A 13223-nucleotide genomic window follows, 5' to 3' on the forward strand; every position below is an offset into this window, starting at 1 on the left:
CCGCTCGGGGCGTGTCGCTGACAGGCGGGCGCGGTTCATCGAGAGTGGTGCTTGGGTGTGGCTACGATGCGTTCGAGTGCCGGGTTGCCGGGCTCTGGCGTCCATGGCTGGAGGCGGTGCGCGAGGTAATCGCTGAGCGACGTTGCCTGTGGCACGTCCGGATCGGTGGTGGCCCCGGCGGGGACGTAGTGTGTGTTCCGCAGTTCGACCACGAGCTCGGGCAGCGGCGCGCCGGCCTGCAGACTGGTGGTGATCGCGGTGGACAGCGCCTCGGTCAGGCCGGCCAGGGTCGAGCCATGTTTACCGACGCGCAGATCGACGTAAGCGAGCCGCCCATCTGAGCCGGCGGTGAGGAGGCACCCCGGGGTGCCGCCGAGCACAAAGTCGACCGTGATGCCTGCGTGACGGCGGCTTGCCCGCCCGTGAGTGCTGCCATCGTTCATCCTGTGCTCTCCCTCGGGTTGGGATTGGGGTTGTCACGACGGTAGGCGCGTAGCTGGACGCCCCACCTGAACGACACGCGCTGAATTGGTACATGTGATCGAAGAGGGATGGGCGGTGTGCGACGGCGGACACGTGCGGAACTGGACGGGGGCGCTGTCGCCCGGCTGGTCGTTCGCCGCTGGTCACCTCCTGGTGTTGTCCGTCTTGACGAGCGGCGTGAAGTCGCCTGTCGCGCTGGGCTCCGTAATGCGGTCACTGGGCGCCGCGGTGGTGGGCGGCGCCGGGGCAAAAAAGTGCGATGTCGTTGCCGGGGGACTGGCCTCGGTTGCTGTCCAAGGCAAGAACGCGGCGCTGGCGATGGTCAGGGCGGCGGCTGCGGTGAGGGCGGTGCGGGCGTTGGTGGCGGCGTAGCCCAGCAGGTCGGCGCCGACCATGACGGGCCGCATGCGGCGGATTTCGATGAACGGTCCCAGCGGCAGGATGATGACCGCTGCGGCGAGGCCGGAGACCACCGCGAGTAGGGGCACCTGCAGGCTGGAGGCGTCCAGTAGCAGGATCGCGATCAGTGGCAGCGCGCCGGCCCCGACGGCGGAACCCAGCTCGCTCAACGAGTGGGCGCCCCACAATCTGCCGAAGTCGGGGCCCAGGAGAGGCGACGTGCTGGTGCCGCTGTCGCGTATCGGCGGGCCGGTTACTGGCTGGTTGCTGGTCATCGGGCGAGCGCCCGAACCTGTCGGCGAGCCTGGTCGGCCAGCTGCCGCAGGAACGCCAACCGGGAGGTGGCTGGATCCTCGGGTGGCAGGCTGGTGTGCAGGCGAATCTCCCGGCAGGTCAGTAGGAGCAGGTTGACCTGGTAGGCGGTGGCGATGCCGGCGGTGCGCACGCGTGCGGTGACCGCGGCGGCCAGGGTCGGGCTGGCGGCGGCGCCGACGATGTGTAGCAGCGCCAGGTCGTAGCCGGGCAGGTAGCGGCCGGTGTGCTCGAAGTCGACCAGTGCACATTGCCGGTCGTCGAGGAGCAGGTTCGTCGGCAGCGGGTCGCCGTGGGCGGTGATCCGGGCCGGGCCGAGTTGCTCGACGAGGGCGTGCAGGGCGGACCGATCGTCCTGGTCGAGGAGGCCGGCGGCGTGTTCGGCGTCGATGCGGCCGTGGTAGTCGATCGCCGCCGGCAGGCCCGGTGTCGGCATCCACGCAGCGAGGGTGTCGAGGGTGTCTAGGAGCTGCCGAGCGGTGCAGGCGCTGACGTCGCGGGTGAGGTGACGGGCATCGTGCAGACGCCGCCCGGGCAACTGTGTCAGGACGGTCAGATGCTCGTCGGACCACAGCGCCTGCGGCACCGCCACCGGTGGCGGCTGCGCGGCGAACAGTTCATACAGGCGCAGTTCGTGGCAGCGCCGACCCACCCAGTACGGATCGCGGGTGCCCAGCAGCTTGACGATCACGGGCCGGCCGTCGAGACGTCCGGTAGCGACGACGGCCTTGTCGGTGCGGTGCAGAACCCGGCCGACACCCACCCCGGCCCGTCCGGCGCGGGCGACCAACGCCGCGAACTGCTCGGCCGCCGTGCCTGCCGTGCCGCTCGCGTTGGCCCGCATCGGCGGGATATGGCGCGGTTACGCGACAGTCGGGCACAGGGTGTGGTTGTGGCACTTGGAGGTCCTCCTTCGGGCCGCCTCGCATCGTCGAACGGCCCCGCTGGTCGAGTAGCGCAGCAACGGGCTAATGGGTGGTGGCAGGGGCACCGTTTTCGGCTTTGCGCGCGCAGTGCCGACACCGCCGGGGACACGGAGTCTGCGGCGCCGCCGCGGTGAGGCCGCTGATGTGCAGGATGGTTGTGACCGTTTGCTCGAAGGTGCTTGGCTCGGGGATGACGGTCTCACCGGCAACACCGAGCAGGTCGCGGTGGCTGTACCACTCGCGCATCTGCTCGGCGGTGACGGGAATGGGTTCGGCGCGGGTGAGGTGCCGGCGGACGGTTTCGTCGTAGGCCACGTCGAGGTAGAAGACGGCGACCGGCCCGGGATGACTGTCGATGAGCTGGTGCAGGGTGTCGGCGTAGCGTTCGGTGTGCAGGATCCCTTCGAGGACGACGTGGTAGCCCAGGTCGAGGGCGGTGCGAGCGGTCGCGGTGATGAACGCCGGCGCGACCGGGTCGATGTGGGCGCTGTCGTGCTCGCGCAGGATGGTCCGGCGCAGGTAGTCCTGCTCCAGCAGCGCCGCCCCGCGGCCGTAGCGACGGCGAACCTCCCGCGCGGCTGACGTCTTCCCGCTGCCTGAATTGCCGCGGATGATCACGAGGGTTGGCAACTGCGGGGAGAACCGTTCGACGTGCGACGGGTCGGTGGTCACCGTGGTTGCTCCGAGGCGGACCAGGTGACCATGATCGCGGCGTGGCGGCGGGTTACGAGCAGTTGGGGGCCATCGGGTTCGGGCGGGTGCGTGCCGGTGGGGTGCACGGTGATTTTCGGGCCGGGGCTGTGCCGGTGATGGTGGTCCCAGACCGTGATGAGGTCGAGCATGTCGGTGGCGAGGGTGTCGGCATCGGGTCCGAAGCCGTGGGTGCCGAACTGCCAGGTGGTGTCATCGAGCTTGCGCATCGCGAGGTAGGCGAAGCTGTCGGCGGTGAGCAGGGTGGGGCAGACGAACCGGTCTTGAGGGTCGACCAGTCCGGCGGAGCGCTCGCGGTCTACGGCGAGAGTGCCGAAGGGCCGGGGTTGGCTGGCCAACCACAGGTGCAGCGACTCGAAGGAAGAGCCTTCCTCCATCGTGATGGTGACCGGCGACCAAGCTTCCAACCGCTGCGTGTGCAGCGCCGCGGCCAGTGCGTCCAGGCTCACCTCGGCGGTGGTGTCGTCCAGGACCACGACGACGTCGTCGCCGCGTAGAGCCAGACGGCGGGCCGGGCTGCGCCCGTCGCCCTGCATCGGCACGAACCCGCATTGCAGCGCGGCAGCAGCGAGAAGGTGATCCTCGTGGCGTCGCAGGGTGAGGCACCGAGTCATGCCGCGCATCCGCAGCGGCACGATCAGAACACCGGCCGGGGCGAGTTGGTCGAGCCAGGCCGGTGGAAGATCCGGTGTCTCCACGGTGACGATGATGGCGTCATACGGGGCGCCGGGCTGGTGTCCGTACTCGCCGTCGCCGTGTACCGCCGTCACCTGCTGATAGCCGGCACGGTCCAAGCCGGTGCGGGCACGCTCGATGACGTTGGCGTCGATGTCGATGGTGACGACCGTCCCTTCGGGGCCGACGACGTCGGCGATCAGCGCGGCGTTGTAGCCGCCGGAACCGACTTCAAGGACCCGGGCGCCGGGCCGCAGCCCGGCCTGCTCCAGCATGTAGGCCTGCAGCCACGGCGCGGAGATCGAACTCGTCGCGCGCCCGTCCGGACCGCGACTGGTGATGACAACGTCGTCGGCGTACGCGGCGTCGATGCTGATGCCGTGGGTCGCGAACAGATGTCGCGGCACTCGACGAAACGCCGCCTCCACCGCTGGCGAAGTGACCCACCGGCGGGCGAGCAGCTGGTCGGCGAGCCGGGCGCGGGCCTCATCGGTGGAGCTGGTGTCGAGCGCGGAACCAGCCATGGGTTGACCTCCGTGAACGGGCATCGGCGGGAATGCGGATGTGCGGCGACAATATCGGGCGCATGTGACAAAATGCGCCCGGCTGAGGTTGTCTCGTAGGGAGGTCCCCGGCCTCCCGCCAGGGAAGGCTGTGAGCGCCTGGCTGCCCCCACAAGCCTCGGAGGCGACGAGAGCGGCTCCGTTGTACACCGTGGACGCCTTATCCGGGTCGTGCTCGCGTTGGGCGGTCTCGGCGAGCTCGGCGAGGCGTGCGACCGGCTGCCGCCTAAGCCTTACCGGCTACGCCTCACACGATCAGTCATCGTGAGAAGTACGGGAATACCGACTTGCGGTCCGACTTCGCTGTGACTGATGTGCATCAGGGCGGGACAGCGTGAGAGCTGGATCATCTAGACAAGCGGTGGCATAGTCGGCAGGGGTCGGCATGCTGGGTAGAGGGAGAGTCGGTGCCTCGTCATCCGGACACCACCATCAGCCCAAACCACGTGCTCTGTGGTGCCCGGCGGCGTCTGCCCTCGCCGAGGCGACCGGGTCAGTGCATGTCCCGCAGTGAACTGGCCGAGGCGATCAACGCGGCGCTCGACCGGATTTGCTCGGGCCGTGATGTCACCGCCCATTACGTCGACTTCCGGTGGGTTGGCAAGCTGGAGCGCGGTGAGCATCGGTGGCCCAGTGAAGCGCGGCGAGCAGCGCTGCGCCAGGTGCTTGGCGCCGCCACGGACGCGGATCTTGATCTTTACAGTCCCCGTCGGAGCGATGAGGCGTACCTCGGTGCTGGTATGGCCGAGCATCGACCAGGCAGCTTTGATGAGACCATTTATCTTCTGCGTGAGCAGTGGCATCTCCTGGTGCAGAACGACAAGATGTTCGGTCCCGAGTACGCGCTGTTGGGCGTCACCAGACAACTGGCGAGGATTGAGGACCTTCCGAATGAGGTGCCCCAGGCGCTACGCCCTGCAGTCATCCGCCTCGCTGCCCAATACGCCGAATCCGCGGCCTGGCTTCACCAGTCCCTCAACGACCACGCCGCAGGCCACCGCTGGACACAACAGGCACTCGCCTGGGCAGGCCAGATCGCTGACCCGACCATGACCGCCTGGGCCACCTACCGCAGCAGCCAACAATGGTTGACCAGTGGACACCCCGCCCAAGCCGTCAAGCAGGCCGAAGCGGCGCTGCTCTACGACCAGAAGCTCCCCGGACCGATGCGGGCGGCGCTGCGTGTTCAGCACGCGCACTCCCTCGCCGCCACCGGCGAGCATCGCGCGGCGATGCGCCTACTCGACGCCGCGCACCGCTGGGCAGCAGACCGCTACCCGGGAAAGCCGGAAGGTGAGCACGGCTCCTACTGCACGAGCGGCTACATCGAGGTGCACCGAGGGGCATGTCTTCGGCTGGCGCAGAGGCCACAGGAGGCAATCAGCGCAATTGACGAAGCTCTTCCTGCGATTCCACGCGGGCATCGCCAGGACTTCGCGTCCGCCCTGCTGAACAAGGCGATGGCCCAGGCCGCAGCGAGCCAACCAGGCCAGGCAGCGGCGACGGCACACCACGCCTTGCCGATCGTGCGTCGAGCGGGATCACGACGGCTCCTGCAACAGCTCGCGCACCTCGGCGCCGCAGTCGACGGGCACCAGCAACTGCCAGAGGTCCGCGACTTCCTCCACGATCTCCAGAGGAGACCTGACTGATGGCATCGGACGTCGAGCTAGCCGCGATGCGACAGGCGATCGCCCTGTCGTCATTCGGCCTCGGTACGGCAAGCCCCAACCCGCCCGTCGGCTGCGTGATCCTCGATCGCCACGGTGTGGCTGTCGGTGCCGGCTACCATCGACGCAAAGGAGAATCCCACGCCGAGGTCAATGCGCTCAAATCAGCCGGCGCGGCAGCGCGAGGTGGCACCGCCGTCGTCACGCTCGAACCCTGCAACCACACCGGCGTCACTCCGGCCTGCCGCCAGGAGCTCATCAACGCGGGCATCACCCGGGTGGTCATCAGCGTTATCGATCCGACATCCCGAGGCGACGGAGGTGCCGCCATGCTCACCGCCCACGGCATCGACGTGGAAACCGACGTGCTCCCCAACGAGACTCTGACCGTCCTCGGCCCCTGGCTTACCGCCACCCGTCGCCGCCGGCCCCATCTGACTTGGGCCTATGCCCTCGACGATCAGGCCTGCCGCTACGTCAACGGCAAACTTGCCGCGGAACTGCGCAGTAGGGCAGACCTCGTGCTAGGCGAGGAGGCCCTTGAGGAGGGCACCTCAGGTGGTCACGCTCCTGAACATTTCGCGCTGCCTGGCGGCCCAATCGGCGATCTCCGCCAGTGGCTCTCCGCCTGCTACGTCGCCGGCGCGCGCGTCGTTCTCGCCGTTGGCGCTGACGCTGGCGCACTTCGCGACAATCTGGACTGCGTCGACGAAATTGTGATCGCCGTCGGGAAGCCTCCGCCGACGAGCGGTCTCGGGGCAGCCGCCGTAGACCTCGCGCCGGCCTGTTTCGAGTTGGTCGACATCTCGCCCGGCAGCACTGGCGTGCAAATTCGCCTTCGCCGGGCCGAGCCTTCTTCTATGCAAGCCAATAGCGCACAAACAGCGACGTCCTGATCCCCGTCTTAACCGATTGCTTGTTCGCGCGGAGCGAGCCGCCAACTCCCGTTCGGCGGGAACCCGCAGTAACGAGAGATAGCCGCAGGCGGCAGCGCCGTCGGCTGGGCCTACGGCGGCGGGGCTGACGCGTGACAGGGAGATCATCGCCGGCCCGGCGTGCGCTGTCACCGATCAGCCGTGACCGACGGCGGTGAGCGCACGGCGCGTAAGGGTGGTGAGACCAGCGTTGTGCGAGGCCGTCTTCGTGTGCGTCGAAGGCCCTCAACCTGCCTAATGGTATGGCCAGGGACGTGGCTGCGCCGGCGTCGCGTTCGCCGGGGGTCACGGGGACGGGTGTCCTGCTGATGCGCGATCATTGTGGCGCTGAATGCCGCATTGATTGGCGCAGTATCTTCTGGGCGGCGAGTAGGTCACTGGGTGTGTCAACAGAGGGCCCTGCGTGTCGCGCCAAAACCATTTTAATTGCGTGGCCGTGCTCGAGGAGCCGAAGCATTTCTATAGATTCTGCTCGCTCAAGTGGGCCTCGGGGCAACGAGGAGAACGTCTGCAGGGCATCTGCCGTCATGCCGTAGAGCCCGAGTTGCCGGAGGTAGCCCGGATGGTCGCCACAGTCGTAGGGTATTGGGTGGCGAGAGAACATCAAGACCCGCCTGTCGTCCCCGTGAACAACCTTGACCACACTCGCACTCCGAATATCGGCAGTGTCCTCGATGTAGGAGCAAGCGTTGACTGCGGCGACCGAATCGCCATGCTGTGCTAGTGCTTGGGAAACCGCGTCGATAGCCAGCGGATCGATGAAGGGCTCGTCGCCTTGAACGTTGATGTATCCGTCGGCTGCAATTCGACGGGCGCATTCGGCAACGCGATCGGTTCCCGTTTCGTGTGAATCAGTGAGCACATGCGGAACGCCCAACTCTTCGCTCGTCGTGGCGATGCGGCGGTCGTCGGTAGCCACCACGGCCCCTACGATCGATCGGGACTGGAGGCACCGCTGGTAGACGTGCCAGAACAGCGGCTTCCCGCCCAGCGCTGCAAGGGGTTTGCCGGGGAATCGAGTTGACCCCCACCGGCAGGGGATGACGGCGAGGTGGTTCGGCACTTTGGGCCTCGTGGTGTCGGGCGCGAAGCTGTTCATGACTGCTCCTATCGATGCGCGGCTTAAGGGTGGTACGGCTATGGACTCTCGCCCACCGTGTGGCGGTCGTGCTCGGCCCCAGACCGTGCCGCTTGGCTGCCTCATGAAGCGTCCGGCCGCTCGGAGTCGACGATCCGGAGAATGAGGTCTGCGATGTCCCGGGCGGTGGTGCCTCTCCATCGACAAACCGCATCTTTAACCCGGACGGGTGTCTCATGGCGAGATCGGGTGATTGTGTTGAGCGCTGCGTTGATGTCGTCGCTGGTGCGGCAGGCGAGCGCGGCGCCGTGGTCAGCAAGACCCAGGGTGGGTTCATCGCCGGTGATGATTTCGAGTACTGGTAGACCCAGCAGCATCGCTTCCACCCCGCAGGTGGATGAGACGCTGGCCAGGGCGTCGGCGCCTCCGAGGCAGCCTCGTGCACCGACCTGCGCGTCGGCGAGAACTACAGGTACTTGAGCTGGCCTGATCAGGTTCTGCAGAAGGGCTGGTTCCTGCGCGGGATGGGGTGCGAGCACCAGGCCCCATCGCTCCTGAGCCTTCCTGAGCCCGTCGACAAGGAGCGCGATGTGTCTGTTGATGCGTTGAGGCATGGCTGGCTGACAGGCGAGGACAATGACGTGGTCTACCCGGGCGTGGCCGGCGGACTGCAGCAACTGCAGCAGGTAGCGGCGTTGCCTGCCGCGATCGATCGCCTTGAGGGTGTCGAAGCGGGGTTGCCCGAGCACGTGGATCTCAGCTGCGGGGTGTCGCACCCATGAGCGCGCGAGGACGGCGTCTCGGTCCCCTGTGACGATCTGAATTCGTGCATGCAGGGCGGGACGCGATATCGCGTCGGCTGTCCAGGCGCCGTGCTGCACGTTCGTAGTGGCGACGCTCAGACGTTCGGCGACGTGGACCGCGAGCGCTCCGAGGGGACCGATGTCGTCGGCGACCATCAGCACCTGAGCCTTGGCGGACGTCAGCAGGTTAGTCAGCCAGCTCTCGATCGCGACGGTTGCCAGCCACGATGGTTGTGTGCAGCCGGCGCTCATCTGGACGAGGGTGGCTGCCAGCCGCTCAAGTCGGCCGAGACACACGGGATGCCCGGCGGTGACGAGGTACTGATTAACTGAGTCCGCCCGATCGCTGATTAGGTAGGGAATGCCTCCGTCCAACTGCAAGAGGGTTGTGGGCCCACGGTGAACTGGCATGCCGGACGGGAGTATCTGTTGTGCCGGGTCGGTGGCCAGGTCGAGGAGCATGGTGCTTTGTCCCAAGCGGCGCAGCTCAGCCAGCACTGGGAGCAAGGTGTCGGCGTGTCGAGAGGACCAGGTTAAGGCGACCACCTCGGCCTTCTCATTGCCGGGCTCGGTGAGACGACTACTGGTCTGCCGTGCGGCGGCTGTGGCGAGCTTGAGTGGATGCGGTTCTTGTAGGGGGTCGCGGCGCGTTGGTGCGCCGAGGATGTACGCCAGGCCGGACCAGCTGATGGTGTAGTAGACGTACTCGCGTGCGTTGCCGGCGCGTGTGGTGATCAATCCTTCGTCGACGGCAGAACGAGTGAGTTCGGGCGGTACGGCGATGGGTGTGTGGGAATGAAGCTCTAGCAATTTCCGGACGACCTGTCCGAGTAGCCTACGCACCGGAATGTGATGGATGTGCAGCCACGAAGCGCGTCCGGGAGTAGTGACTCCGGCTTTGACGAATCCTTCGAGCGCCGTCATGAGCTGCTCGGTGAGTCGGCGGACGGTCTGACGGTCGGCGGACTCGATCTCAAGCTCGGTCGCCGGCAGGGCCTCGCGTCCTTGTTCCTCCTGTGCCATTGATCAGGCTCCGAGAACTGTGGCCGACATCGCATCGTGCGGCGACAGCAGGCGCAGCAGATCTGCGGGGGTGTGGGCAAGGGCTGGGGGCGGTGGGTCTGCCTGACCGTAGCCCCATCCAGCGTGTACGAAGCCGACGCCGGCACGGTAGGCGGATTCCTTGTCAACGTTCATGTCGCCCACATAGGTCGCCTGGCTGGGATCGATGCGGAGATCAAGGAGTGCGAGCAGTATGGGGTCGGGGGCGGGCTTGCCTCTCTCGGCGCCGGGCGTGCGAACCGTAGCGAACGGGACGTCAATGCGATCGAGCAAAGGTGCTGCCCTGTGCAGCGGTTTGGAGGTGACGACGCCGAGCAGCCAGCCACGGGCGGCCAAGGCTTGCAGGGCGTCCTCGATTCCGCCGCATACCTCAACCTCGTCGGAGGCGGCGCACGCGGCTTCGTCGTACGTTGCTTGCAGTTGCTCGGGGTTGGGCAGTCTCAGCAGGCGCATGATGTCGGGGAAAGTGCGGCCCAGGTGTTGTTGGTATGCCGCGAAGGGCAGGTCAACGTGGTGCGCGCTGGTAACCGCCGTCCATGCCTTCCGCATGACGGGCAGGCTGTCGACCAGAACGCCGTCCAGATCGAGTAGCAGCGCGTGGACGGACTCGGAGTGGTCGTACATCGCCGCACCTTGTCGATCTTCCAGCGGTATGCGTTCCGGCATCAGCACTCCTTAGGCGAGTGGCGGAGTCGAGATACGTCGAGATGAAATTCGGTTGGAAATCGCGTTCGCAGTCATATGGCAGCGGTCGAATTCCCTCCGGTGCTAGGTCCGCAGAATTTGTGAGGGGTTCGCCGGGGTCGACGGCGAACCGACGGGTAGCACATTGATCGTCTAGCTGCGCAATCTTTGATGTGCACGTACGGCGAGGGTGAGTCGGTCGAGGTAGGTGCAGTGTTCGATGACCTGTCGGTCGAGGTCTGTGAGCTGTCCGAAGCCGTCGAGGAATGCCTCTTCGAGGTCGGGACGGGTGGGCCAGATCCGATCGGCGAGGCGTACGAGGTCGCGGGCGGCTAGGTCGTAGCGGCTGTGCTCGAAGTCGATCAGGGCGAGCCGCCGGTTGGGCTGCAGGATCATGTTGCGGGGCATGAAGTCGAGATGGCAGGGGACGGCCGGGACGGAGGGAAGTCGGGTGAGGGCGCTCAGGTGAGCGCGGATTTCGGCTTGTAGCGGCGCTGCCATGAAGGCTTGGGCCTGGTGTAGCCAACGCTCGCCCCGTTCGGCGATCGTCAGCGTCATGGCGAGATCGGCTCGTGGCGGCGTGGCGCGGTGGAGGCGGCGCAGCAGCTCGCCGGCCTGTCTGTGTGCGGTCGCTTCGTGGTGCGGTGCCTGCGCCGTCTCGGCCAGCGTGTCTCCCGGCAGAGCGGTGATGATGATCGCTTGCGGGTCGGCGCAGACGGCGAGTAGGCGCGGTGCGCGGTCGTCGAGTGTCATGGTCCAGTGCCGGTAGGCGTGCACCTCGCGGTGATGGCGCTCGGGGCTTCGGTGTGCCTTGACGATGACAGTGCCCGCGGTGGTTCGTGCGCGCAGGGCGATGGTGCTGTCATGCCCGGGGTGCACGGCGATCGTGTGGGCGTGTGGGTCGAGAGATCGCTGGCAGATACCCAAAAGCGTCGTGGCGGACGGGTTCACCGGGAACGCTCGTGGAGATGGCTGGTGTCGTTGTGCGTGACGAGTTGCCAGGTCCGCCGGTCGAATCGGTTGAGTTGCTGCTGCCAGCGGCTGATGCAGGCGTGATCGGTGACGTAGGCGATGCCGGTGCGGACGTCTGCAGGTGGTTGGAGGAGCAGGGTGTGGGCGGCCTCGATGGTCTCGCCGTGAGCGACGATGAGGATTCTGCGCTCGGCGTGCCGATCGAGTATGTAGCAAAGAGCGCTCGTGGCGCGGTCGAGGTACTGGTTCCAGGTCTCAGAGCCGGTCGCGTAGGGCTGGTCTGGCTTGTGCTGTGGGGGTCCGCCGAACGCGGTCTTGATCTCCCGCCACGTTTGGCCGTCGGCTGCGCCGTGGTCGGGCCCGCGCAGATCGTGCTCCATGATCGGGTGCATCTGTAGGGCCTTGCCGACGATCTCGATGCTTTCGCGAACGCGACGCCGGGGTGTGCCGTAGAGGACGTCGAAGGGCCGGGATCGGTGTTCGGCCGCCAGCCGGGCGGCGACCTGTGCGACCTGGTGACGCCCGTGAGGGCTGAGGCCGGTGCAGCCGATTTCTCCGCCGACGGTTCCGGTGACGTTGTTGTTGGCCTCGCCGTGGCGGACCAGGACGAGTTCGGTGGTGACGGGCATGTGGCGTCCTCCAGCGTCAGGTCGGTTCGGACCGCACTGTCGGCCAGGCGTGGTGGTAGCCGTTACGGTGCAGGTAGGGGACGGTGAGCAGGTGATGGATTTCGCAGTAGCGGGCGAGGTCGCCGTTGGTGCAACCGATCCGCGGGCCACCGTTCATGGCCAAGGTGCGGTTGTAGGCGGCCAGGGCTGTTTCGATCGAGGTGCCACTGAGCCGCCCGTGGGTCATGGCGGTGGAGACCACGAGTTTCGCGAGGTCGTAGCCGAATGGTGCGAGGGTGAGGTCGTCGAAGTCCACGACGGCGACTCCGTCGGGGGTAAGGAGGAAGTTGCGCAGGTTGGCGTCCTTGTAGAACGCGACGGGTGCCAGCGGAGGGTCGATTTCGCACTTGATAAGAGTCTGGCTGCGTCTGCGGTGGAAGTCGGCGATGGTGACGCCGTCGCTGCCGGCGAAGGGCTGATCGAGGCGGGCGGCGTACAGGTACCTGCGGTATGCGCTTGCGTGAAGTTGGCCGAGCGCAACGGCCACCTCGGTGAGGTCGCCAGGTCCTGGGTGTCGACCGGGGAGGCGTTCCATGACCATGTGGGCGGCGGTTCCTGGGTAGAGGTGGGGGAGTCTGACGCCGGACGCGAGGCTGTGCAGCCAACGCAGGTGTCGGCTGGCGGCAACGCCGCGGGCGGGGTCGGTGTAGTGCTTGACGAACACGGTCGACGTCGTGGCCGGGTGTGCGGTGCGGTGGTCGCGGTCTGTGCTCGTCATGGCGCCTCCAGGTCAGTGGGTGCCGAGACGACGCAGGAATCGGTTGGTCTGCGTTCGGCTGGTGAGGGTCACGTACTGGGTGTGTTGTCCGTGCTCGCGGACGATGGTGGCGACGCGGGGTCTCATCTTCTTGCGGTAGCCGATGACGTATCGGATGAAGGAGAGGGTGATGCGGTCGTAGACCCCGTCGGGGTGTTGGCCGCCGCGGTAGCGCCAGCGGCGCTGGAGGATGCCCCAGAGACACGTCCTGGCGGGCAGGTCGAGGAAGATGACGGTGTCGGCCCGCTTCACCCGGATGTGCAGGGTGGATGCGTGGTTGCCATCGATGATCCAGCGGTCGGCGGTCACCATTTCGCACTGGATGGCCGCGAACTCGTCCTTGGTCTTTTCTTGCCAGTTCTCGTCGTAGTAGATGGCGTCGAGGTTGATGACTGGGAGGTCGAGCAGAGCGGCGAGGCGGCTGGCCAGAACAGTCTTTCCGGCGCCCCCGCAGCCAATGATGGCGATTCGCTTCATGGCCGGCGACGGTAGTGACGGTGCCGGAGCGGCGGGTGGAGGCAGGCC

14 protein-coding genes are annotated in these 13223 nt (G+C 66.9%); 2 read left to right on the plus strand and 12 right to left on the minus strand.

All coding sequences use genetic code 11. The features are described from left to right. Nucleotides 1-35 precede the first annotated feature (35 nt). The 5 genes from ACN27D_RS15860 to fxlM all read right to left on the minus strand — a co-directional run bounded on the left by ACN27D_RS15860 (nt 36) and on the right by fxlM (nt 4054). Nucleotides 36-443: a hypothetical protein gene (locus ACN27D_RS15860; RefSeq protein WP_358170973.1), complete on the minus strand. Its 408-nt coding sequence runs from the start codon at nt 441-443 to the stop codon at nt 36-38. A 183-nt stretch (nt 444-626) separates the two neighbouring features. After that, the gene (locus ACN27D_RS15865) at nt 627-1157 is read right to left on the minus strand and encodes a hypothetical protein (RefSeq protein WP_421499388.1); all 531 of its coding nucleotides are present in this window, start codon (nt 1155-1157) and stop codon (nt 627-629) included. After that, a complete protein-coding gene (locus tag ACN27D_RS15870) occupies nt 1154-2038 on the minus strand; it encodes a phosphotransferase (protein ID WP_421499389.1) in 885 nt (294 codons plus the stop codon). The genes ACN27D_RS15865 and ACN27D_RS15870 overlap by 4 nt, the downstream gene beginning before the upstream one ends. Before the next feature lie 124 nt (nt 2039-2162). Beyond that, a complete protein-coding gene (locus tag ACN27D_RS15875; protein ID WP_358170978.1) occupies nt 2163-2792 on the minus strand; it encodes an AAA family ATPase in 630 nt (209 codons plus the stop codon). Then, nucleotides 2789-4054: a methyltransferase, FxLD system gene (gene fxlM / locus ACN27D_RS15880; protein WP_421501153.1), complete on the minus strand. Its 1266-nt coding sequence runs from the start codon at nt 4052-4054 to the stop codon at nt 2789-2791. Before fxlM ends, ACN27D_RS15875 begins: the two co-directional genes overlap by 4 nt. 515 nt (nt 4055-4569) lie before the next feature. Between fxlM and ACN27D_RS15885 the strand changes: the two genes are divergently transcribed. Both ACN27D_RS15885 and ribD read left to right on the plus strand, forming a co-directional pair. Further along, nucleotides 4570-5721 carry a hypothetical protein gene (locus tag ACN27D_RS15885; protein ID WP_358170981.1) on the plus strand — a complete coding sequence of 384 codons (1152 nt, stop codon included), beginning with the start codon at nt 4570-4572 and terminating at the stop codon, nt 5719-5721. Next, nucleotides 5721-6635: a bifunctional diaminohydroxyphosphoribosylaminopyrimidine deaminase/5-amino-6-(5-phosphoribosylamino)uracil reductase RibD gene (gene ribD, locus ACN27D_RS15890; RefSeq protein WP_358170983.1), complete on the plus strand. Its 915-nt coding sequence runs from the start codon at nt 5721-5723 to the stop codon at nt 6633-6635. The genes ACN27D_RS15885 and ribD overlap by 1 nt, the downstream gene beginning before the upstream one ends. A 355-nt stretch (nt 6636-6990) precedes the next feature. Here ribD and ACN27D_RS15895 read toward each other — a convergent pair whose 3' ends face one another. The 7 genes from ACN27D_RS15895 to ACN27D_RS15925 all read right to left on the minus strand — a co-directional run bounded on the left by ACN27D_RS15895 (nt 6991) and on the right by ACN27D_RS15925 (nt 13175). Beyond that, nucleotides 6991-7773 (minus strand): 3-deoxy-manno-octulosonate cytidylyltransferase, encoded by a 783-nt coding sequence (locus ACN27D_RS15895; protein ID WP_421499390.1) that lies wholly within the window; start codon nt 7771-7773, stop codon nt 6991-6993. Nucleotides 7774-7874: 101 nt separating this feature from the next. After that, the gene (locus ACN27D_RS15900) at nt 7875-9578 is read right to left on the minus strand and encodes a hypothetical protein (protein WP_421499391.1); all 1704 of its coding nucleotides are present in this window, start codon (nt 9576-9578) and stop codon (nt 7875-7877) included. 3 nt (nt 9579-9581) lie between these two features. Next, nucleotides 9582-10283 (minus strand): HAD family hydrolase, encoded by a 702-nt coding sequence (locus tag ACN27D_RS15905; protein WP_421499392.1) that lies wholly within the window; start codon nt 10281-10283, stop codon nt 9582-9584. 171 nt (nt 10284-10454) lie between these two features. Next, complete coding sequence (locus ACN27D_RS15910) at nt 10455-11252, minus strand: aminoglycoside phosphotransferase family protein (RefSeq protein WP_358170990.1); 798 nt, start codon at nt 11250-11252, stop codon at nt 10455-10457. Beyond that, on the minus strand, nt 11249-11902 hold the full coding sequence (locus ACN27D_RS15915) for a histidine phosphatase family protein (protein WP_358170992.1): 654 nt from the start codon (nt 11900-11902) through the stop codon (nt 11249-11251). The genes ACN27D_RS15910 and ACN27D_RS15915 overlap by 4 nt, the downstream gene beginning before the upstream one ends. A 16-nt stretch (nt 11903-11918) precedes the next feature. Then, nucleotides 11919-12659, minus strand: a complete 741-nt coding sequence (locus ACN27D_RS15920) for a phosphotransferase (RefSeq protein ID WP_358170994.1) — start codon at nt 12657-12659, stop codon at nt 11919-11921. A gap of 12 nt (nt 12660-12671) precedes the next feature. Next, entirely contained in the window at nt 12672-13175 is a 504-nt protein-coding gene (locus ACN27D_RS15925; protein WP_358170996.1) for a topology modulation protein, read from the minus strand. Nucleotides 13176-13223: the final 48 nt, after the last annotated feature.

It is taken from the genome of Micromonospora sp. WMMD1274, from assembly GCF_049179035.1.
Lineage (GTDB): Bacteria > Actinomycetota > Actinomycetes > Mycobacteriales > Micromonosporaceae > Micromonospora > Micromonospora tulbaghiae.

Bases quoted from the DNA above. Each gene is read 5' to 3' on its own strand.
- ACN27D_RS15860 (WP_358170973.1), bottom strand. From the start codon at position 443: ATGAACGATGGCAGCACTCACGGGCGGGCAAGCCGCCGTCACGCAGGC.
- ACN27D_RS15865 (WP_421499388.1), bottom strand. From the start codon at position 1,157: ATGACCAGCAACCAGCCAGTAACCGGCCCGCCGATACGCGACAGCGGC.
- ACN27D_RS15870 (WP_421499389.1), bottom strand. From the start codon at position 2,038: ATGCGGGCCAACGCGAGCGGCACGGCAGGCACGGCGGCCGAGCAGTTC.
- fxlM (WP_421501153.1), bottom strand. From the start codon at position 4,054: ATGCCCGTTCACGGAGGTCAACCCATGGCTGGTTCCGCGCTCGACACC.
- ACN27D_RS15885 (WP_358170981.1), top strand. From the start codon at position 4,570: ATGTCCCGCAGTGAACTGGCCGAGGCGATCAACGCGGCGCTCGACCGG.
- ribD (WP_358170983.1), top strand. From the start codon at position 5,721: ATGGCATCGGACGTCGAGCTAGCCGCGATGCGACAGGCGATCGCCCTG.
- ACN27D_RS15895 (WP_421499390.1), bottom strand. From the start codon at position 7,773: ATGAACAGCTTCGCGCCCGACACCACGAGGCCCAAAGTGCCGAACCAC.
- ACN27D_RS15900 (WP_421499391.1), bottom strand. From the start codon at position 9,578: ATGGCACAGGAGGAACAAGGACGCGAGGCCCTGCCGGCGACCGAGCTT.
- ACN27D_RS15905 (WP_421499392.1), bottom strand. From the start codon at position 10,283: ATGCCGGAACGCATACCGCTGGAAGATCGACAAGGTGCGGCGATGTAC.
- ACN27D_RS15915 (WP_358170992.1), bottom strand. From the start codon at position 11,902: ATGCCCGTCACCACCGAACTCGTCCTGGTCCGCCACGGCGAGGCCAAC.
- ACN27D_RS15920 (WP_358170994.1), bottom strand. From the start codon at position 12,659: ATGACGAGCACAGACCGCGACCACCGCACCGCACACCCGGCCACGACG.
- ACN27D_RS15925 (WP_358170996.1), bottom strand. From the start codon at position 13,175: ATGAAGCGAATCGCCATCATTGGCTGCGGGGGCGCCGGAAAGACTGTT.